The organism is Litchfieldia sinesaloumensis (assembly GCF_900156865.1).
Lineage (GTDB): Bacteria > Bacillota > Bacilli > Bacillales > Bacillaceae_L > Ferdinandcohnia > Ferdinandcohnia sinesaloumensis.
The window spans coordinates 2,852,988-2,872,171 of the sequence record NZ_LT732529.1; the positions used below are offsets into that span (position 1 = coordinate 2,852,988).

Genomic DNA, 19,184 nt, shown 5'->3' on the forward strand with positions numbered 1-19,184 from the left:
TTTCTAACTATTCACAATCTTTATTACCATTTAAAGCCTCTAGCATTCTCCTCGTTTCAGTTCCTGCTAATAGAACAATTCCGATTCCATGTGTATCATTTAGCTTCCAAGGTAGTTCATGCTTATAATAGAAATTAGAAAAGGAGTAACTAGATCCTTGGCATACCCCATAAAGATTTCCATGTTTATCAATAGCCCTCTCTGTTAGACCCTTCCATCCAGCCATAACCGCTTGTATATACTTTGATGGATTTTCAATCCAGCCATATCGAACCCCGTTTGCAAAGGCATAGATGAACATTGATGTACAAGACGACTCCTCATAGGATTCTGAATCAATTAATACTTGATGCCACAGACCATTTTGACCTTGAACCTTTAAGCATCCCTCGGCAAGTTGACGATAGAACGTAAGTATACCCTGATAGTACTCATGGTCAGATGGAAGTACCTTCAACAACTCTGTTAATGAGAACAGTACCCAGCCATTGCCTCGTCCCCAAGTTGTTAATGTAGGCTTTTCTTTTAAAACATGATACACATGTGACATGAGTTGAATTTCTTCCATATAAAGATAGCTTTTATAAAGCAGAAGTTGTCTAGCAGCCTCATCTACATACGTGCGATCACCGCTATACTTAGCATAACGGCATAAAAATGGAACGCTCATGTACATATCATCACACCACATTGTATTGTGCATGCTCTCTGAAACACCGACTTTTCTGTAAAGGGCACCATCTTCTAAACGGCTCTGCTTATTCATGATATAATCTGCTATTGTTTCCGCAATTTTGTGAGAACCTTTTATAGAATACTCTTTTGCTGTTAGTAACATAAGGGCACCAAATGAACCGCAATCATCAAGACTATCAATATATGAAAGTTGATTATTTATCCCTGCTGCACCGTATTGTTTTTGATCCCAAATCGAATATTCATATCTTGAGGTAGCAAATTCAACATGCTTGCAAACATAATCAATGATTTCAGGTCTGGAAAATTCCTTTGCCATTTCGATTAACCCATACATCGTTACACCTAAAGGATAGTTCCATTTTCCAAATAACGGGTTTTCTAGAAATGCTCTTACATTTGCTCCTTTGTTCGTACACCAAAAAAATGTGTCATAGTCTTTGTTTGTTGCTACTGTATCTAGTGACATATAGTCAGAAATTACAACCTTTTCTTCGTTCGAAAACGGACCTAGATAGAGCCAATCATCTTGACTTCCCTTTACCCCATGTGGAATTTGAATCGTTGCGGTATTCGAGTTGCATTTTATACTAAAGCCCCAGTCCTCATCTCCGCAGGCACTTCTAACCACCAGATCATGATTGCCAACTGGTAGGTCAATGTTAATTTCAAACTCCCCATTTTCTTCTTTTCGTACTAGCTCTATATCATTTAGAAAAAGTTGTATTGGGCCATTTGTTTTGCCACTTAGGTTTATTGATTCTAAGGAGTGGTTTACTATTTTTGTCCAAGCATAAGCTGCATACCCTTTTTTTAATCCATAGATTGTGGCGAGTTGGTTATCGTGCTCCTCTATTTGTGCAATTTTAGGAAGCCATTTGTAGCCTGTTTGTGCTTCCTCACAAGATACAGAGGGAATGAGAGTAAGGTTTTCCTCCGTAGGTTCAGTGTATATCCATCCCTCTTCTCCGTCCCGGTCATAAGATGGGGCTAAAAAATGATAGGGAAAATTTTTGTGTCTTGATGTACCAAATATAGCGCCACATCCTTGTGCACCCTTTTCAATTTCGATTACAATATGATTCCATCCCTCTTCTAAATCCAATTTAAGTTTTATATCATTTGCTTCTTCTTCAAGACTAGAGCCAAACTTCTTAATCCCATTATGAAACAATCGAACAGGACCTAAGCAGTTGAGAAGAAAAACAAAGGAATGTTTTTCTTCAGCCCACAGTTTTGCCCAAGCATAGACTCTTTGACCATCTTTAATATCAGGAAACATCTTCAAGACTGGAAACTTATATCGATGATATTGGTCTTTCTTAATTAAACTATCTCTTGTTATCCGATACACTGGAGGTTTAGTTGGATTAGCACCAATATAGCGTTGCGCTACTGTCAGAAGTGCATCTTTTATACCTTGATAATCAGCGATGCCGTCTTCTTTTGAAAAATAGATAGACTCTTTCATTCTAGTTCACCTTCCCGCTAGATACGTACTCATTCTGTTTAAGTACCTCATCAATTGAAATGGGCCGGTGTTCTTTTACAGATTTCCAAACAGCCTCACCAGTCGCAACAGAATACGCTCCATCAGTAGCTCCAGACAAGATTTTATATGGTCTTGTATGATCCTCCCCTAAGAATAAGTCATCTAGTAGAATTGGATCTCCTCCCCCATGACCTCCTTCTCGATGGACAACATGGATTGTTTCTTTTGACCCGAATAAAGGAAAATAATCAATGGTTTGCACTGGAGTAGGGAATGGAATGCGTCCTTTCGCATGATACTCGATGGTTTCAAGTCTTCCTTTTGTTCCATTAATGGCTAAACGATAGCCTTCATATGGCAGAGAAAAGTTAACAGAGTAGCTAAGCAGTGCTCCTCCACTGTATTTAACCGTTGCTGAATAGGTATCCTCTATATTAATTTCCGAATCAAAAATACATTGGTCTGGACGGTATTCCGTATACGGGTATTTATTCCCTTCGCCTCTTAAAGAGCCGAGATGGTCATCAGGAACTTGAAGCTGCTCTCTTCTTGAATTCCATCTAGAATAATAGGTACAATCCTGGGTATAGCTACATGTTTCACAATGTCTTCCATCTTCTTTCTTCGGATTCAACTCACCTTCAGGTCCATAATAATTCAGTGCTCCATACGCAAAGACCTCGACTGGTTTTTGATCAATCCACCAATTAACCAAGTCAAAGTGGTGAGTACTTTTATGAATCGATAGACCTCCGGAAAATTCCCTCACTCTGTTCCAGCGCTTAAAATAGCTAGAGCCGTGATGCGTATCTAAATACCAATTCAAATCAATAGAAGTTACTCTACCAATCTTACCCTCACGAATGATTTCTTTAATCTTTGTATGTATAGGTGAATATCTGTAGTTAAAGGTAACTGTGACTTTTCCTTTACTGGCTTGTTCAGCATCTAATACTCTTCTACAATCCTCACCTGTTGTGACCATCGGCTTTTCAGTTATTACATCTAAATCATGATTTAATGCTGCAATAATATATTTGGCGTGACTATCATCACGACCTGCAACGATAATGACATCAGGCTTCGTTTCAGCAACCATTTGTTCAAAATCATGTTCTCCGTACATTTTTACGCCAGTTTCATTAGGGAACCTTGTTTGAAATAATTCGAAACGCTTACTATCACGATCTAATAAACTGACAATCTCACAGGTTTGAGAAAATGTTGTCGTAATTGGAGCAGCAAACATACCAAGCGCTCTTCCGCTTACGCCACAAATCGCATATCTTTTTTTCATAACTGTCATTCCTTTCAAGTTTCTGGTAGGTGAATTGTATAAAAACAAGTGTTGCTCAAAAATTAGATTTTTGAGCAACAAAATCAATATCCTAGATACCTAAATTAATTATTTACTCTCTCATACCAGTCTTGAACATTTTTAGTTACTTGTTCTCCACCAGCTTGGTACCATTTATCTACAAATTCATCAAACTTTTCAATCGGCCATTCACCGATAACAATTTTGGTTAGATATTCCTGGAACAGCTTATGTGATTGAATGTCTGGAAATCCTTTATAAACAGTTGAAGGTAGCCCATCTCCAGCAATTCTACGTGCATCTGCTGTACTCACTTCAAAGATGTCTCTTACCATTTGTTTTTGGTATTCCTCCATTGTTTCTTCAATACGGACATCCATGTCCTCTTTCGTCGTTAGGTTTTTCATACCTAAGGCGATAGGTGTTTCATCTGTTGGAGCGAGTAATACCTTCTTACCATCTACTACTTCATGCTGTGCACCCTCAATACCATATCTAATAAATTCCTCATTTGCTGGATCATAGAAGAAGTCTAATAACTTTAAGGCAGCAGCAGCCTTCTCTTCAGATGCAGCCGGGATCATCCATTCTGGTTCTCCCATACTCTTTTGAGTAATATACCCGTCAAATCCATCAGCTTTAGGCAGAGGCATACCAGCCACATATGCATCTGGTGCACCTTCAAGCATTGCATTATGACGATCTTTTAAGTTAGCAGGTAGGTGATACCAGCTTCCTACTAGATTTGTGTTAATTTTTGCTGTCCAAACATCACCTTTATTTAAGAAAGTTTCATTGTCTAATAGTTTTTCCTCATATAATTCACGGATGAATGTAATGGCTGCCTTCATATTTTCAGTGACTCCAGCATATTGGATCTCCCCATCGTAGATATCCCATTCTGGAACACCTTCCCACATGGCTACACCATACATAGCAAATAGATGGTCCATCCATTTTCCAAATTCTCTTCCTGATGTGGGTAGTTCATCTTGCTTTCCATTTCCATTTGGATCTTGATCACGAAATGCAATTAATAACTCTTTATACTCTTCGACTGTTTCTGGCATTTCCATACCGACTGCTTCAAGCCAATCCTGACGAATTAAAGCCGCTCTTTCTGGTACTAGATAAACTTTTGGCACATAGTAAATTTTACCGTCTGGAGTTGCCGAACGTACCACATCCCATGCTTCTTTCGGTATGCTTTCCCACACATTTGGAGCATACTTCGGAAGTAAATCATCAAGAGCTAACGCAGCACCTTGGTTAATCAACGTTTGGTCAAACCCGCCAATTGGTCGGAAAATGTCAGGATAGTCTTCAGACGCAAACATTAAATTAAGGTATTCAACTGGATCTGCTCCCGCAGGAGTAGACATTAGTTCGTATTGTACACCTGTTGCTTCCAATACCGTTTGAACATGTGGATCCTCAGGTCCAGGAAGAACTCCCTTTGATAGATGACTTTTAAATACCTTTACGTTAGCTATTTCATCTGATGAAGAATCGTCAGGAGACGAACTATCAACTTCCTTTTTACTTGTACACGCAGCAAGCGTACCCAGCACTAGTATCAGAACAAACAGTAGACTTATTACTGATTTTCTCTTATTGCTTAACATTCAAAATCCCCCTTTATTTTAAGTAGTAATAGACAAACCTTTTACAGTAATACCTCTTATTCCTTAAGCGATCCTAAGACAGCACCCTTAACAAAGTACTTCTGTAAGTAAGGGTAAACTAATACGATTGGTACCGTAGCAAATATAATTGTAGCCGCTTTCAAAGTAATCGTATTAAAATCATAATCTCCTGTAATTAAATTCACTTCAGCCAGGGCTTCTGGCGAAATAAAGTAACCACGTAATCTCATTTGTAATGGCCATAATGTTTGATCACGTAAGAATAGTACAGCAGCTGTAAACGTATTCCAGTAACCAACTGCATAGAATAATCCAATTGTGGCGAGTACCGGTTTCGACAGTGGTAAATAGATCTGAAACAATAAGCGAAAGTCATTACAACCATCTATTTTTGCTGCATCATCTAGATCACTCGGTATTCCCATAAAAAATGTCCTTACGATAATCATATTAAAAGTACTAATTAATCCAGGGATAATCAGCGCCCAGATAGAATCCATCAACCCTAACTCTCTAACGGTTAGAAAATATGGAATCATCGGTGCATTAAAAATCATCGTAATGACAATAGCAAGCATAATCGGCCTTTTCATCATAAATTCTTTTCTTGATAACGGAAAGGCAGTTAAAACAGTGAACAACATACTTAAAAATGTACCAACAACTGCAACAAAAACGGTGATTCCAAAGGATCTCCACAGCACTTCATTCTGAAGAATGTGTTCCCAAGTCCCTAAGGTAAATTCGACAGGAAACAGAAACACTTCCTTTGACTCAGCAGCAATAGGTGAACTAAACGAAACAGCCAGTAGCTGAAGCAACGGGAGGATCATTGTGGCTGCAACAACAGTAAGAAATATATAGTTAAAAACTTGAAAACACTTTTCTCCCCATGATCTTTTCATTACCATAACCCCTGTTCAGATTTTCTAGCTAACCTATTAAAGATCCAAAGTAACATGAAACCTACAATTGATTGGAATAACCCAATAGCAGTTGTTACACTAAATTGGCCTTGAAGTACCCCTGCACGGTAAACATAGGTCTCAATGATGTCCCCTACGGAATAGGTCATTGGAGTTAGTAGGTTAAAGATTTGATCAAACCCTAACTCTAAAAAGTTACCTATATTTAATAAAAACAACACTAAGATGGTTGGGTATAACATCGGTAATGTTATATACCTAATTTGTTTCCATCGGTTAGCACCATCAATAACAGCAGCCTCATATAAGCTAGGATTAATTGCTGTTATCGCAGCTAGATAAATGATTGTCCCCCAACCTACACCTTTCCATATTCCTGAAACTACAACAATCGTTCGGAAATAGCCTTCTTCTTGCATAAACAATATCGGATCTGCTCCAAATAAACCACGTATCGCATTGACTATTCCTTGTGATGCCAATAATTCAAATACGATACCCCCAACAACAACCCAGGATAAAAAATGGGGAAGGTAAAATAAGCTTTGTATCGTCCTTTTAAAAAACATAAGTCGGATCTCATTAAACAACAAAGCTAGTATGATAGGTGCAGGGAAACCAAAAATAAGCTGATAAAAAGCAATGAGAACTGTATTTCTTAGAACTTGATAAAAGTCTTGATAGGAAAAGATATATTTAAAGTTCTCTAATCCTACCCACGGACTGGCAAGTATTCCTTTAAATATTTGATAATCCTGAAACGCGATTACACTTCCAAACAATGGTACGTACTTAAAAATGATGTAATATAAAATCCCTGGAATAATCATTACATAAAGCATCCAGTTCTTTTTAATATTATGTAAGTATAAATTCAGTAAACTTTTCTTCTTAATAAGTACACCCGTGTTTGTATTCAACTGCAAGTTTGAATCGCCTTTCTGTTTTGCAGTAGATTGATCCATCTCACTCCCCCTTCCTCTTCCTGTTTTTTTAATTTTCACAATTTGATTATATCCATCATTTTTTCTTTCCAACAACCATCTATTCTTGCACTCCATAAACAATTTCGGGACAAATAATGAAGTTTAGTAGGATTACCATCGTTCATACAGCTTTCTTTTTTAGAAATAACCAGAAATATTTGTAAGCGTTTACTTAGTTGTTGTTATAGGTTTTGCAGGATATGTTTGTTCCTTGTAGGATTGGTTTGTTCATTATAGAGGCGGATTAAGGAACTCAATTTCAATATGGTTATTAATTGATTGCTCGAACTTATGATTACTTCCAATAATTTGGAAACAATAAGGAGAACATAATACAAACTACGAGGTTACATTGACAAGGAGGTAGTATTATATTGAAAGCAACAAATCCCATTAGTGTTTCTGAGGTCGGATCCCTGTGGCAGACGTACCAAGAAAAGACCCTTATTATGAGGTTCTTGGAATACTTTATAGAAAAGGCAGATGATCCTCAAGCCAGGAATATATTGGGCGGGTTATGGCAGGAATTAGATTTTTACGTAACCGAAATGGAACAAATTTTTTCCGAACAAGGAATGGTAAAACCAGTCGGCTTTACTTCTGAAGATGTAAATGTAAATGCGCCTAAATTATACGATAATAACTTCGATTTGCTATTTATTCGTACCTTAAAGCAAGTTAGTATGGGCTTGTACACGTTAAGTATGAATATGGCCTACAATAAACGAATTATGAGTGTCTATGAGGGACTCACAACAGTAACTCAAAAGATTTATAAATTAACTACCTGCTACTTAATTAATAAAGGGGTACTTTCACCTCCCCCCAAAGTAACAATGCCAACGAAGACGGAATTTATCCAAAGTAAAAAATACATGGAAGGTTTTAAGATAACCGGCGATAAAAGAGCCCTAAATGACCTTGAAGTGGGGATTATTCATCATAATCTTGAATCAAATAATATAGGCATGCAGCTTATTACTGGTTTTGCTCAATGTGCACAAAATAAAGAAGCAAAAAAGTACTTTGTAAAAGGGAAGGAACTTGCAAAAAAACAAGTTAAAGTAATGGAAGATATTCTCCGAAAGGCAGATGTCCATCTATCCGCCACCTCTGGAGGGACTGTGACAACTTCCACTGTGCCGCCATTTTCAGATAAGCTAATGATGCATTGCATATACATCCTTAATGGATTTAGCATTGTAGGTGCCGGCTCAGGTGCATTCTTTAGTTTGCGAAATGATTTAGCTGCAAAAACTATTATGCTAGCCAAAGATGTATATTTCTATGCCCAAGAGGGAATCGAAATTAAAATAAAAAACGGATGGTTCGAGGAGCCGCCACAAATGGAAGACCGAGCTCAAATTATCAAAAATGGAAATTAAATATGGCTTATTCTACATAAAAAGGATTCTAGCCTTATGTTCGACTAGAATCCTTACTTTGTTTCTCTCGCTGTTCTCTTTGTTCTTTCGTATAAATCAACTGCATCGGGTTACCACCAACAAAGCTTCCTGCTGGAACGTCTCGATGTACCAATGTGCCAGCCGAGACAATCGCACCGTCACCGATTTCAACACCAGGTAGAATTGTTGAGTTGGCGCCAATCATAACCTCACTGCCAATTTTAACGTCCCCAAGTCGGTATTCCTTGATTAAGTATTCATGAGCAAGAATGGTCGTATTAAAACCGATTACGGTGTTGCTCCCAACACTTATTTTTTCTGGAAACATAATATCAGGCACTACCATAAGTGCGAACGCAGTTTTATCTCCGACCTTCATTTTAAGGAACGTTCGGTACAGCCAATTTTTCACCGGAAAAAAGGGTGTATAACGTGCTAGTTGAATGACAATGAAATTTTTTACGACCTTCCAAAAGGATACGGTTTTATAAAGTTGCCAAAGCGAATTGGGACCTGAAACAAAATATCTTGTCGTTCGTCGTTTCACTTTTTTCATCCCTTAACTGAAACTAGATCTAATAGGTCACTCATATTCTCAAGCATAAAATCAGGTTTGTATTCCAATAAGAAGTCTTTACCTTTATGGGACCAAGCAACTCCTGCAGTCTTTGTCCCTGCATTCTGACCCGCTACAATGTCCTGATAATTATCGCCAACCATAATGGCTTCTTCAGGTGATGAGTTCAGCAGTCTCAATGCTAGCATAACCGGTTCAGCATCTGGCTTTGGCTTTTTTACATCATCCAATGTCACCACGACATCAAAAAACTGATCAAGCTTAGTTAATTTCAATCCCATGTTGACCGTGTTTCTGAGCTTAGTTGTGACGACACCAATTTTATAGCCTTTTTCTTTAAGTGTCTTAATCGTTTCAAATACTCCCGGAAACTCGGTGACTAATTCGTCGTGCTTTTCATGGTTGAACTTCCGATATACAGCCACCATCTCCTCTGCACGATCAGGATCAACCGAAGAAAATGATTCAAGCAACGTTGGACCATTGAACGGTAGAATTTCCTCTCTTGTGAAGTGACGTTCTGGTAAAAATTCTTTAAACGTGTGCATAAAAGATTGCAGGATAAGTTCGTTCGTATCAATTAAAGTTCCATCTAAATCAAATAGTAGTGTGTTAATTGCCATAGATAGGTTCCTTTCTATTGTTATGCTCGACGCGCTTCCAAATAAATGCGATAACCATTGTTAAGACAGTTGCTGTTATAACACGGATTAACAAGAGCGGTAAAACTGGTATCCCTAATGGGATGAAGATAAGTGTATCCTCAACAACTGCGTGACAGGCTACGAGAAAGATAAACGCTAAGGTCAAATCCTTCTTACTTACATTATCCTCTTTAACAGCCTGAATCATTACACCTGCTCCAAAAGCCAAGCCAAATAAAAGACCTGATGCCAAAGTTGTTGACGTATTTTCCTTCATACCTAACGCTTTTGTGATAGGTGTCATCCATCTTGAAAAGACATCTAACCATTTTAGCTCTTTTAATACTTGAATGACAACCATCAGTGGAATCACAATGATTGCCAATTGGAAAATCCCTAATGATGCTTTTTCAATCCCATTTAAAAGAATACTACCCCAGCCAGTAATACTTTCCTCATTCGTCGATACAAAACCATATTTTGCTAGTTCACTACCGCCGTTCCATACTAGATTAATAACAAAGGCAGAGAAAAACGCAAGTCCTAGCCTCACAAGGACAATGATCCAAATCTTTAATCCGACCTTCGCTGCCACAGTCGATTCTATTATCAGGTTATGTGAGAATGATAGCATAACAGCTAAAATAAATACTTCTTTCACGGTGAGATCAAGTGTTAAAATCGCACCGATTCCTGCATAGAGGTTCAAAAAGTTTCCTAATACAAGCGGAATCGCCGCATCACCTGATAAGCCAAACCAGCCCATGATAGGTGCAATCCAACTAATCACCCAATCTAGTACAGGTGTATGCTGAAGCAAAGTAACAAGGAGCGTAACAGGGAAAATTACTTTCCCTAATGTCCAAGTAGTTTTTAACCCTACTATTAAGCCTCTTTTGATTGTTTCTAGCAAGTTTCCCCTCTCCTTTTTAAACACCTAACCTATTTGTGTTTTATTTTTCTAGATACCGCTCGTTTGAAAGTCCTTTTTTTCTTCGGTAGACAAGTACGATTAAAGCTCCTACAATCGATACAACGGATATCAACTGAGCTACTCGAATATCACCAAGCATTAAGCTATCTGTACGTAACCCTTCGACGAAAAGACGTCCAATTGAATACCAGATGACATAGGATAGAAACATTTCTCCTCGTCTTAGGTTGACTTTTCGAAGGAGTAACAATAAAACAAAACCAACAAAACTCCATACTGATTCATATAAAAATGTTGGATGATAGTAGACACCTTTTATAAACATTTGGTCCATAATAAAGTCTGGTAAAAGATTATAGTAGGTTTGAATATGAGCCTCTGCAATGGGTCCTCCATGCGCTTCCTGATTCATAAAATTTCCCCAGCGCCCAATCGCCTGGCCAAGAATAATACTTGGCGCTGCAATATCGGCAATTTTCCAGAAAGACAAGCCCTTTGCTCGAGCAAATACAATCGCTGTTATAACCGAACCAATTAGTGCACCATGTATCGCAATGCCCCCCTCCCAAATCGCAATGATTTTAGAAGGATTTTGTGAGTAATAATCCCATTTAAAAATGACGTAATAAATTCTTGCAGAGATAATCGCAATGGGTACCGCAAACAACATAAGGTCCATAAAAGTATCTTTATGCATACCCCTACGCTCTGATTCCTTAATAGCCAGATAAAGAGCAAGCATTGTTCCTAATCCGATAATAAGTCCATACCATTGAATTCGTAAGGCGCCGATTTCTAAAAATGTTGGGTCTAACGGTTGTATGTTACGATCCACGTTCTCAACTCCCTTGCATTTAGTTATAGTAGGTCTTCTTTATTGTCATTAGAAGGCTGAATCTCAAATCGTTGGAGGCATCTCCGAGAAAAACAGCTTCTGAGACATGTTATATTTCGTCGTGTTCTCTGTATTCGATCGCGTTTGAGAGACGATTAGAGAAATCTTCTGCTGCGTTTAACCCCATTCGCTTTAAACGATAATTCATTGCTGCAACCTCAATGATAACAGCGAGATTTCGCCCTGGACGTACAGGAATCGTATACTTCGTAAGTTCTGTATCAATGATTTTCATTTTTTCTTCTTCAAGACCAAGTCTGTCATATTGCTTTGTTTGATCCCATAGTTCAAGATTTACGACAAGTGTAATTCGTTTAAAATTACGAATAGCTCCCGCACCAAATAAGGTCATCACATTGATGATACCAAGTCCACGAATCTCAAGAAGATGCTCAATAAGCTCTGGTGAACTACCGATCAGGGTATCATCATCCTCTTGGCGAATTTCAACACAATCATCTGCTACAAGACGATGTCCACGTTTTACAAGCTCCAGTGCTGTTTCACTCTTACCAACACCACTTTTACCAATAATAAGTACTCCTACACCATAAATGTCAACAAGAACTCCATGCACTGCTGTTGTCGGTGCAAGTTTACTTTCTAAAAAGTTTGTAACCCGACTTGATAATCTTGTCGTTTTCATCTTTGATTTAAGGACTGGAACGGATTCACGTTCTGAAGCCTCAATCAATTCTGGTGGTACTTCCATATCACGAGAAATAATAATTGCAGGGGTAATATCCGTACAAAGTTTCTCCATACGGTATACTTTTTCGTCCTGTGTTAGTCTTCCAAAGAAAGTAATTTCTGTCTTTCCTAATAACTGGATACGCTCAGCTGGATAGTAGTTAAAGAATCCTGCAAGCTCAATACCAGGTCTCGATATATCGCTCGTTGTAATCGGGCGATTGATTCCCTCTTCCCCACTAATTAACTCTAATTTAAACTTCTCAATTAAATCCTTCGTGCTAACTTTTGGCACATCTGTTCCTCCTTGATCGTCTATCGTGTAGATTTATATTTACTGTGATTATAAAAAGCCCGGTTTATTGTCTAAAAGAAACAGTAATGTAACAGGGGTGGACCCTACTATCTAAAGTTTAAACTCATTCTCCTATTTTAGCACTTTTCTATATAACACCAAAACTTTTCTGACCATCTGGCTTCAAAGTCTAGATATTTGCCATAAATTTAATTGGATGTGAATATGTATACATCTTAACAAACATGTTTCAACTCGTAAAAAATGCCTACCAAATTTGATAGGCATTTCAAGTTTATTTCTTTTTCTCTTGTAATGGTTCAACGATTACTTTTTGAATCAATAGATTCAGAACTGAAATAATAACCGAAGCTAGTAGGGCAGTGCCAAAACCTTCGATGATGAAAGAGTCGCCCATTAATGACTGGGTCAACATTAGAGTGATTGCATTAATCACGAACAAAAAGAGACCTAATGATAGAACCGTAACAGGCAATGTTAAGAGAATGAGAATGGGTTTTACAATAACGTTTAAAATGGAAAGTATCACACTTGCTGTAATGGCCGCGGCAACACCTTCTAGATGAAAGGTATCAACATAGCCTGCAACAACCATTAGCACGATGCTATTAACGATTACACTAGCAATCCATCTCATTTTCTATGCATATCTCCTTCATTTGGGACGATAAATATCCAGGCCAGATAGATGAACCCAAGGGAACCCACCCCTAAGAAGAAGCCCACCACCGCAAGTATACGCAAAAGTGATGCATCAATCCCAGTATAATCCGCTAAGCCTCCAAGCACTCCTCCGAGCATACGATTACTGCTGGAGCGATATAATTTCTTTTTCATAATCAACACCTCAAAGTGGTTTTATCCCTCATTAACTGGCAGTATGATCCTCACTACAAGTTAATAGGGCATTGAATAGTATATATAGTTCGACTCAAACTGCCAGTAAAAGCCCAATTGGTTCAACTAACATTCAGTGCGGGATGAAGCCCCCCACTGAATGAAGTTTCACTTTATCGTAATAGAACCCGTTTTCGTTTCGGCAAATAGATGTAGTTTTTGTGGTTTCTCTTCATTCGCTTTAAAACGAAGTGATTTTTGAACAACTTCATTTTTCTCTTCAATAATTGACATCATTGGCAGCTCAGACTTAAAGTTACCGAGATTCGATTTTAATTCACCGTCAACTTGATAGTCGTTCGAAATGAACATATCAACGCTACCTGTCGTTGTTTTTACATAGGCAGTATGACAGTTGTCTCCCTGAAGGTCACACGTGATATTCCCATTAAAGCTTTGAAGATCTACTTTTTCAAAACGGCCAGTTGTTGAAACTGTACCGTTGATAGTTTCAGCTTCAAAATCCTTACTAGTGATGTCATTTGCTTTAATGTGACCATTTGCAGTTTCGATTTCAACTGATTCTGTATCAAAGTTTGAAATGGTAATAGCTCCATTCGCTGTTTTTGCACGGAATTCCTTTACACGTAAATTTTCCCCAGTTATCGGTCCGTTAAACATACGAGCTTTAATCGACTCATAGTTTTCCTGAGGGACATAAATCTTAGCATGGACCTTCATTTGTTTCTTCTGAATAGAAAGTCGCAGTGCACCATTTTCAATTGAGAACAGGACATCCTCTAAAAATGCCTTGCGTGCGCGTTCTTGGTTTTCAATATTATACACTTTTGCTTCACATTCAACTCGGACATCCTGCTCTTGCCAAGGAATAATATTGATACTACCATTTGAAACGTCAAGATCAAGCTTAGTAATATAAACATCCTTGTGTTGGAAGATATGCTTCACATCGACTGCCTGACCAAAGTTAAAATCAAGATCAAGGTCCTTAATCTTTTTCAACGCTGTATCGATAAAATCCATAAATTTGTGCTTGGCTGAGCCCTTGCTTTCATATGAATGTTGATACTGCTGTTGGGATTCCTCATATTGAACTTGGGTAGAAAGCTCAGTCTTGATTTCCTGTGCCGGATCTTGGGACTTGCTCTCCTCTCCTGCATGAAGCTTTTCAATAAGAACAATTGCTTCCTCAGCCGTTAGTTTACCTTCTTCAACTAACTTTAAAATTCGTTTTTGTTCATCTTGCATAACGATTTCCCCCTTAACAAATGTTTGCGTTTGATTCTTTTCCACACGTGGTGGCTACAAAAGACATTGGAAGTGGCACTGTAAGTCTCGTTGATTCAACTAATCAAAAAGCTACATCTAAAGTTCGTTTATCATGGCTGTATAACGTTAGATGTCTTCCTGTGCTAATACTTGAATCCCTTTTACGATGTTCCAAATTACGATTCCGATGTTAATGATCCCTAGCAAGATGAACACTAGCAGCATAACAACTGCAAATGCTTCTACCGACCATATAAACAAAAACGGAATTAACACAAAAACGATGGTTGCAAATGGAATAATATGTGAGATTAACGCATGCAAAGCATGCTTTTTTACTGCTGGATTTTGTACAAGAATATAAACAATAATTGGTAAAATAAACCCTGCAAAGAAAATGCTAAAGTAACACAACGCTGCAATCAATTTATCCGTATTCACTCTACATCTCCCCTTTATAACTCTATATACGAATCATATAGTTAAATGGTTTCAGGGAATTTTTCAAAAAGTATACAAAAAGATGTTTATCTGGGCTTACTTTCTAATAATCCCTTAAAGTTTTCACGGTAGTGCCAAGCTAAAATCGCTTCAAATAGGGTGACTATAAGAGCCAATATCAATAAATCTGAATCTACAAATATATGAAACGCTAAAATATTCACGATTAAGCTCGCTAATACAACTAATGTTAGTGGTACATATCTACGAATGAGTAATAAAATGCCTGCCATTATTTCAACGCCTTTTTCGATTGCTAATAGATAGCCTTCTCCTAAAAACTCCATTGCAGCTGGACTAGTTGGAGCAAATGGTTCGAAACCGAATAACACCGCATAACCATTTAATCCTGCACCTAAAAAGATTAGACCCAACAAAACCTCAATCACTCGGATTACCATTTTCATTTTTGAACTCCTTTTTTAAAAGATTCTTTTACTATGGAATTACCGATCTCTAATATAGTTTATTCTCGAGCAACACGTTTTAGAGGTAAATATGTATTAAAATAGACCAGATGAATCGTTCAACTGGTCACTTTCTCTTTAGCTCCCTCGCTAATATTGAACGACGAAAGCCTTTTTGTTTGAGAAATTCCTTTATTTCCTCTCCACTCATATAAGAAAGGCGAATGTGATAATAATTGATATGTTCGATTATGGCAAATCCAAATAAGAATAGATACCAATAAAGCCCCTTCGAGAAGGTAGTTTGGTAGACTAGGACAGGTATACCAATCACAAGTAAAACTAGATTACCTATCTTGAAGAAACGGAATATCCCTAGTTGTTTAGTAGTAAAAGCAGAGGTCTTCCCTGCCTTTACACGTCTCCATTTCAAGTACCAATAAAGACTCCCCTGCAACAAGATATATTCTAAGAGGCAGAATGCATATAGATGTGGAAAAGTGGTTAGATACTGATTAGACCATTCAAATGTTGGTATGTAAAAAATCCATAGGATTGGGAACAAAATCGCTGCCGACAATTCTCCTGTCCAAAGGCTAAAGAGTTTTTTCTGAGCTTTTTCTTTCATGGTTATCACCCATTTTTATAGAAGTACTCACACTAGAATACCATAATTTCCCTTATTCGAATATATTCGAAAAGTAAAGATCCCGATTTGTCTTTTAACAAAATCGGGATTCTACGTTTATTTTGATACGGTTTCTTTTTCTTTTATTAATTCTTTCATTCGCTGACGATCACGCTCTAGAACTGGTTTTAAGTAACGGCCTGTGTGGGATGCTTCGATTTTGGTTATCTCTTCAGGTGTACCTGTTCCTAAAAGGGTACCACCTTTGTCTCCGCCCTCTGGTCCTAAGTCAACGATGTAATCGACTGATTTAATAACATCAAGATTATGCTCAATGACAAGAACTGTATCGCCATTTTCCACTAGTCGTTGTAGAACTTTTAGCAACCTTGAAATGTCATCTGCATGTAAACCTGTAGTCGGTTCATCTAGAATATAGAACGTTTTTCCATTGGAGCGACGGTGTAACTCTGAGGCAAGTTTTACACGTTGCGCTTCCCCACCTGATAGCGTTGTTGCTGGTTGACCTAACGTAACATAGCCTAAGCCAACATCAAATAAGGTTTGTAGCTTACGTTTTACTTTTGGAAGGTTTTCAAAAAAGGAAACCCCTTCCTCTACTGTCATTTCTAAGATATCCGAGATGTTTTTATCTTTGTATTTCACTTCTAATGTTTCTCGGTTATATCGTTTGCCGTGGCATACCTCACATGGTACATAGACATCAGGAAGGAAGTGCATTTCAATTTTAATGATTCCATCTCCCTTACAGGCTTCACAACGGCCACCTTTTACGTTGAAACTAAAACGACCTTTCTTATACCCTCTTACTTTTGCTTCGTTCGTATTAGCAAAGAGATCCCGTATATCATCAAACACCCCTGTGTAGGTAGCTGGATTTGATCGTGGGGTTCTTCCAATTGGAGATTGGTCGATATTGATGACCTTTTCTAGATGCTCTAATCCCTTAATTGCTTTGTGTTCACCAGGTTTGCTTTTAGCGCGATTTAATTTTTGTGCTAGTGATTTTTGTAAAATCTCATTAACTAACGTACTTTTTCCCGAACCGGAAACTCCTGTAACAGCAATGAACATGCCCAGTGGGAATTTAACAGATACGTTCTTTAAGTTATTTTCATTTGCTCCGATAATTTCTATAAATCGTCCATCTGGCTGCTTTCGTTCAAATGGAAGTGGTATAAACTTTTTACCTGATAGATATTGTCCAGTTAATGAATTAGGGTCTTCCATTACTTCTTTTGGCGCTCCCGCTGAGACAATTTGTCCACCATGACTACCAGCACCTGGCCCAATATCAATTAAGTAATCTGCAGCAAGCATGGTATCTTCGTCATGCTCAACGACAATTAGTGTATTTCCAACATCTCTCATTGTTTTAAGTGTGTCAATGAGTCGGTCATTGTCACGTTGGTGTAGACCGATGGATGGCTCGTCCAAAATGTAGAGGACACCAGTTAAACGTGATCCAATTTGAGTAGCAAGTCGAATTCGTTGAGCTTCGCCACCTGATAGTGTTCCTGCTGCACGGCTTAGTGATAGATAATCAAGCCCAACATTCACCAGGAATCCTAGTCTCTCTTTAATTTCTTGGAAGATAAGGTAACCTATCTGCATATCTTTGTCAGATAAATGAATGTTAGTAATGAAATCCAAAGCCTCATTTATTGATAATTCTGTAACATTAGATATATGTTTACCAGATATTAAAACTGCTAATGTTTCTTTTTTCAGACGATGACCTTTACAGCTTGGACAAGCCTTCTCAGCCATGTACTTTTCCATCTGTTCACGGATATAGTCAGAGCTCGTCTCTTTGTATCGTCTTTCTACATTTCGTAGGACACCTTCGAAAGCAATATAATTTTCTCGTTTCTGACCGAAATCATTTTCATAGTAGAAATAAATTTCCTCACCGTCACTTCCATAAAGAACTTTATCCATTAAATGCTTTGGAATGTCCTTTACAGGGATGTCCATATCAATTCCATAATGAATACAAACAGATTCTAATAATTGTGGGTAATATTGAGAACTTGTTGGCTCCCATGGCGCAATTGCATGCTTTCGAAGAGATAAATCCCAATCTGGAATCACAAGTTCTGGATCAACCTCAAGCTTACTTCCTAAGCCATCACAGTCCGGGCAAGCCCCGAATGGACTATTAAAAGAAAACATGCGTGGCTCAAGTTCACCGATGGAAAAGCCACATAGTGGACAGGAATGGAGTTCACTAAACAAGAGCTCCTCTTCTCCAATCACATCAATAATGACCTTACCTTCACCGAGACGTAGTGCTGCTTCAAGGGAGTCTGAAAGTCTAGCTGAAACCCCATCTTTTACTACGATTCTGTCAATGACCACTTCTATTGAGTGCTTTTTATTTTTCTCAAGCTCTATATCATCCGATAGTTCACGCATTTCTCCGTCGACGCGAATTCTTACATAGCCTTGTTTTTTAATATCCTCTAAGACCTTCACATGGGCTCCTTTTCGCCCTGAAACAATAGGAGCCAAAACCTGCAACTTTGTCCTATCTGGATATTCTAAAATCCGATCCACCATTTGTTCAACGGTTTGTGAAGTGATTTCGATCCCATGGTTAGGACAAACCGGTTTACCAACACGCGCGTATAATAATCGTAAATAATCATAAACCTCGGTAACTGTTCCAACCGTTGATCTTGGATTACGACTAGTCGTTTTCTGGTCGATTGAAATTGCTGGAGAAAGTCCTTCAATTGAGTCAACATCCGGTTTATCCATTTGTCCTAAAAATTGTCGGGCATATGCAGAGAGGGACTCGACATAGCGTCGTTGCCCTTCAGCATAAATAGTATCAAATGCAAGTGAGGACTTTCCTGATCCAGAAAGACCAGTAACAACCACTAATTTATCTCTCGGAATCGTAACATCAATATTTTTTAAATTATGTGCCCTCGCGCCTTTGACGACGATTTTATCCAATGCCATGTTT

18 protein-coding genes are annotated in these 19,184 nt (G+C 38.1%); 1 reads left to right on the forward strand and 17 read right to left on the reverse strand.

Annotated elements, in window-relative coordinates:
- Positions 1-7: 7 nt before the first annotated feature.
- The 5 genes from CZ490_RS14035 to CZ490_RS14055 all read right to left on the reverse strand — a co-directional run bounded on the left by CZ490_RS14035 (position 8) and on the right by CZ490_RS14055 (position 6,920).
- Positions 8-2,167 carry a glycoside hydrolase family 88/105 protein gene (locus CZ490_RS14035; protein WP_077619468.1) on the reverse strand — a complete coding sequence of 720 codons (2,160 nt, stop codon included), beginning with the start codon at positions 2,165-2,167 and terminating at the stop codon, positions 8-10.
- Position 2,168: 1 nt separating this feature from the next.
- Complete coding sequence (locus CZ490_RS14040) at positions 2,169-3,485, reverse strand: Gfo/Idh/MocA family protein (RefSeq protein ID WP_077619469.1); 1,317 nt, start codon at positions 3,483-3,485, stop codon at positions 2,169-2,171.
- A gap of 104 nt (positions 3,486-3,589) precedes the next feature.
- Complete coding sequence (locus tag CZ490_RS14045) at positions 3,590-5,131, reverse strand: extracellular solute-binding protein (RefSeq protein WP_077619470.1); 1,542 nt, start codon at positions 5,129-5,131, stop codon at positions 3,590-3,592.
- Positions 5,132-5,187: 56 nt separating this feature from the next.
- Positions 5,188-6,057, reverse strand: coding sequence for a carbohydrate ABC transporter permease (locus tag CZ490_RS14050; RefSeq protein WP_077619471.1), 870 nt, complete (start codon positions 6,055-6,057; stop codon positions 5,188-5,190).
- On the reverse strand, positions 6,057-6,920 hold the full coding sequence (locus CZ490_RS14055; protein ID WP_234987311.1) for an ABC transporter permease: 864 nt from the start codon (positions 6,918-6,920) through the stop codon (positions 6,057-6,059). Before CZ490_RS14055 ends, CZ490_RS14050 begins: the two co-directional genes overlap by 1 nt.
- Before the next feature lie 518 nt (positions 6,921-7,438).
- Here CZ490_RS14055 and CZ490_RS14060 point away from each other — a divergent pair.
- Positions 7,439-8,449: a DUF3231 family protein gene (locus CZ490_RS14060; RefSeq protein ID WP_077619473.1), complete on the forward strand. Its 1,011-nt coding sequence runs from the start codon at positions 7,439-7,441 to the stop codon at positions 8,447-8,449.
- 34 nt (positions 8,450-8,483) lie between these two features.
- On the opposite strand, the gene CZ490_RS14065 is transcribed toward CZ490_RS14060, so the two are convergent.
- From CZ490_RS14065 to uvrA, 12 genes are all read right to left on the reverse strand, one after another.
- A complete protein-coding gene (locus CZ490_RS14065; RefSeq protein ID WP_234987238.1) occupies positions 8,484-9,017 on the reverse strand; it encodes an acyltransferase in 534 nt (177 codons plus the stop codon).
- Between the two features lie 5 nt (positions 9,018-9,022).
- Positions 9,023-9,670: a pyrophosphatase PpaX gene (gene ppaX / locus CZ490_RS14070; protein WP_077619475.1), complete on the reverse strand. Its 648-nt coding sequence runs from the start codon at positions 9,668-9,670 to the stop codon at positions 9,023-9,025.
- Positions 9,660-10,604, reverse strand: a complete 945-nt coding sequence (locus CZ490_RS14075; RefSeq protein WP_077619476.1) for a nucleoside recognition domain-containing protein — start codon at positions 10,602-10,604, stop codon at positions 9,660-9,662. Before CZ490_RS14075 ends, ppaX begins: the two co-directional genes overlap by 11 nt.
- Positions 10,605-10,644: 40 nt before the next feature.
- Positions 10,645-11,460: a prolipoprotein diacylglyceryl transferase gene (gene lgt / locus CZ490_RS14080; RefSeq protein WP_077619477.1), complete on the reverse strand. Its 816-nt coding sequence runs from the start codon at positions 11,458-11,460 to the stop codon at positions 10,645-10,647.
- Positions 11,461-11,569: 109 nt separating this feature from the next.
- Positions 11,570-12,505, reverse strand: a complete 936-nt coding sequence (gene hprK, locus CZ490_RS14085) for an HPr(Ser) kinase/phosphatase (protein ID WP_077619478.1) — start codon at positions 12,503-12,505, stop codon at positions 11,570-11,572.
- Between the two features lie 295 nt (positions 12,506-12,800).
- Entirely contained in the window at positions 12,801-13,163 is a 363-nt protein-coding gene (locus tag CZ490_RS14090) for a phage holin family protein (protein ID WP_077619479.1), read from the reverse strand.
- The gene (locus CZ490_RS14095) at positions 13,160-13,363 is read right to left on the reverse strand and encodes a PspC domain-containing protein (RefSeq protein ID WP_077619480.1); all 204 of its coding nucleotides are present in this window, start codon (positions 13,361-13,363) and stop codon (positions 13,160-13,162) included. Before CZ490_RS14095 ends, CZ490_RS14090 begins: the two co-directional genes overlap by 4 nt.
- 168 nt (positions 13,364-13,531) lie before the next feature.
- Positions 13,532-14,632, reverse strand: a complete 1,101-nt coding sequence (locus tag CZ490_RS14100) for a DUF4097 family beta strand repeat-containing protein (RefSeq protein ID WP_077619481.1) — start codon at positions 14,630-14,632, stop codon at positions 13,532-13,534.
- A 147-nt stretch (positions 14,633-14,779) separates the two neighbouring features.
- Positions 14,780-15,094: a magnetosome magnetite crystal formation protein family gene (locus CZ490_RS14105; protein ID WP_077619482.1), complete on the reverse strand. Its 315-nt coding sequence runs from the start codon at positions 15,092-15,094 to the stop codon at positions 14,780-14,782.
- An 86-nt stretch (positions 15,095-15,180) separates the two neighbouring features.
- Complete coding sequence (locus CZ490_RS14110; protein WP_200801587.1) at positions 15,181-15,561, reverse strand: hypothetical protein; 381 nt, start codon at positions 15,559-15,561, stop codon at positions 15,181-15,183.
- 127 nt (positions 15,562-15,688) lie between these two features.
- Entirely contained in the window at positions 15,689-16,189 is a 501-nt protein-coding gene (locus CZ490_RS14115; protein ID WP_077619483.1) for a hypothetical protein, read from the reverse strand.
- Between the two features lie 117 nt (positions 16,190-16,306).
- On the reverse strand, positions 16,307-19,180 hold the full coding sequence (gene uvrA, locus CZ490_RS14120) for an excinuclease ABC subunit UvrA (protein WP_077619484.1): 2,874 nt from the start codon (positions 19,178-19,180) through the stop codon (positions 16,307-16,309).
- Positions 19,181-19,184 lie beyond the last annotated feature (4 nt).

Excerpts from the sequence above, each read along its gene's own strand:
- CZ490_RS14035 (WP_077619468.1), bottom strand. The coding sequence starts at position 2,167 with ATGAAAGAGTCTATCTATTTTTCAAAAGAAGACGGCATCGCTGATTAT.
- CZ490_RS14040 (WP_077619469.1), bottom strand. The coding sequence starts at position 3,485 with ATGAAAAAAAGATATGCGATTTGTGGCGTAAGCGGAAGAGCGCTTGGT.
- CZ490_RS14045 (WP_077619470.1), bottom strand. The coding sequence starts at position 5,131 with ATGTTAAGCAATAAGAGAAAATCAGTAATAAGTCTACTGTTTGTTCTG.
- CZ490_RS14050 (WP_077619471.1), bottom strand. The coding sequence starts at position 6,057 with ATGAAAAGATCATGGGGAGAAAAGTGTTTTCAAGTTTTTAACTATATA.
- CZ490_RS14055 (WP_234987311.1), bottom strand. The coding sequence starts at position 6,920 with ATGCTTTATGTAATGATTATTCCAGGGATTTTATATTACATCATTTTT.
- ppaX (WP_077619475.1), bottom strand. The coding sequence starts at position 9,670 with ATGGCAATTAACACACTACTATTTGATTTAGATGGAACTTTAATTGAT.
- CZ490_RS14090 (WP_077619479.1), bottom strand. The coding sequence starts at position 13,163 with ATGAGATGGATTGCTAGTGTAATCGTTAATAGCATCGTGCTAATGGTT.
- CZ490_RS14095 (WP_077619480.1), bottom strand. The coding sequence starts at position 13,363 with ATGAAAAAGAAATTATATCGCTCCAGCAGTAATCGTATGCTCGGAGGA.
- CZ490_RS14100 (WP_077619481.1), bottom strand. The coding sequence starts at position 14,632 with ATGCAAGATGAACAAAAACGAATTTTAAAGTTAGTTGAAGAAGGTAAA.
- CZ490_RS14110 (WP_200801587.1), bottom strand. The coding sequence starts at position 15,561 with ATGAAAATGGTAATCCGAGTGATTGAGGTTTTGTTGGGTCTAATCTTT.
- CZ490_RS14115 (WP_077619483.1), bottom strand. The coding sequence starts at position 16,189 with ATGAAAGAAAAAGCTCAGAAAAAACTCTTTAGCCTTTGGACAGGAGAA.
- uvrA (WP_077619484.1), bottom strand. The coding sequence starts at position 19,180 with ATGGCATTGGATAAAATCGTCGTCAAAGGCGCGAGGGCACATAATTTA.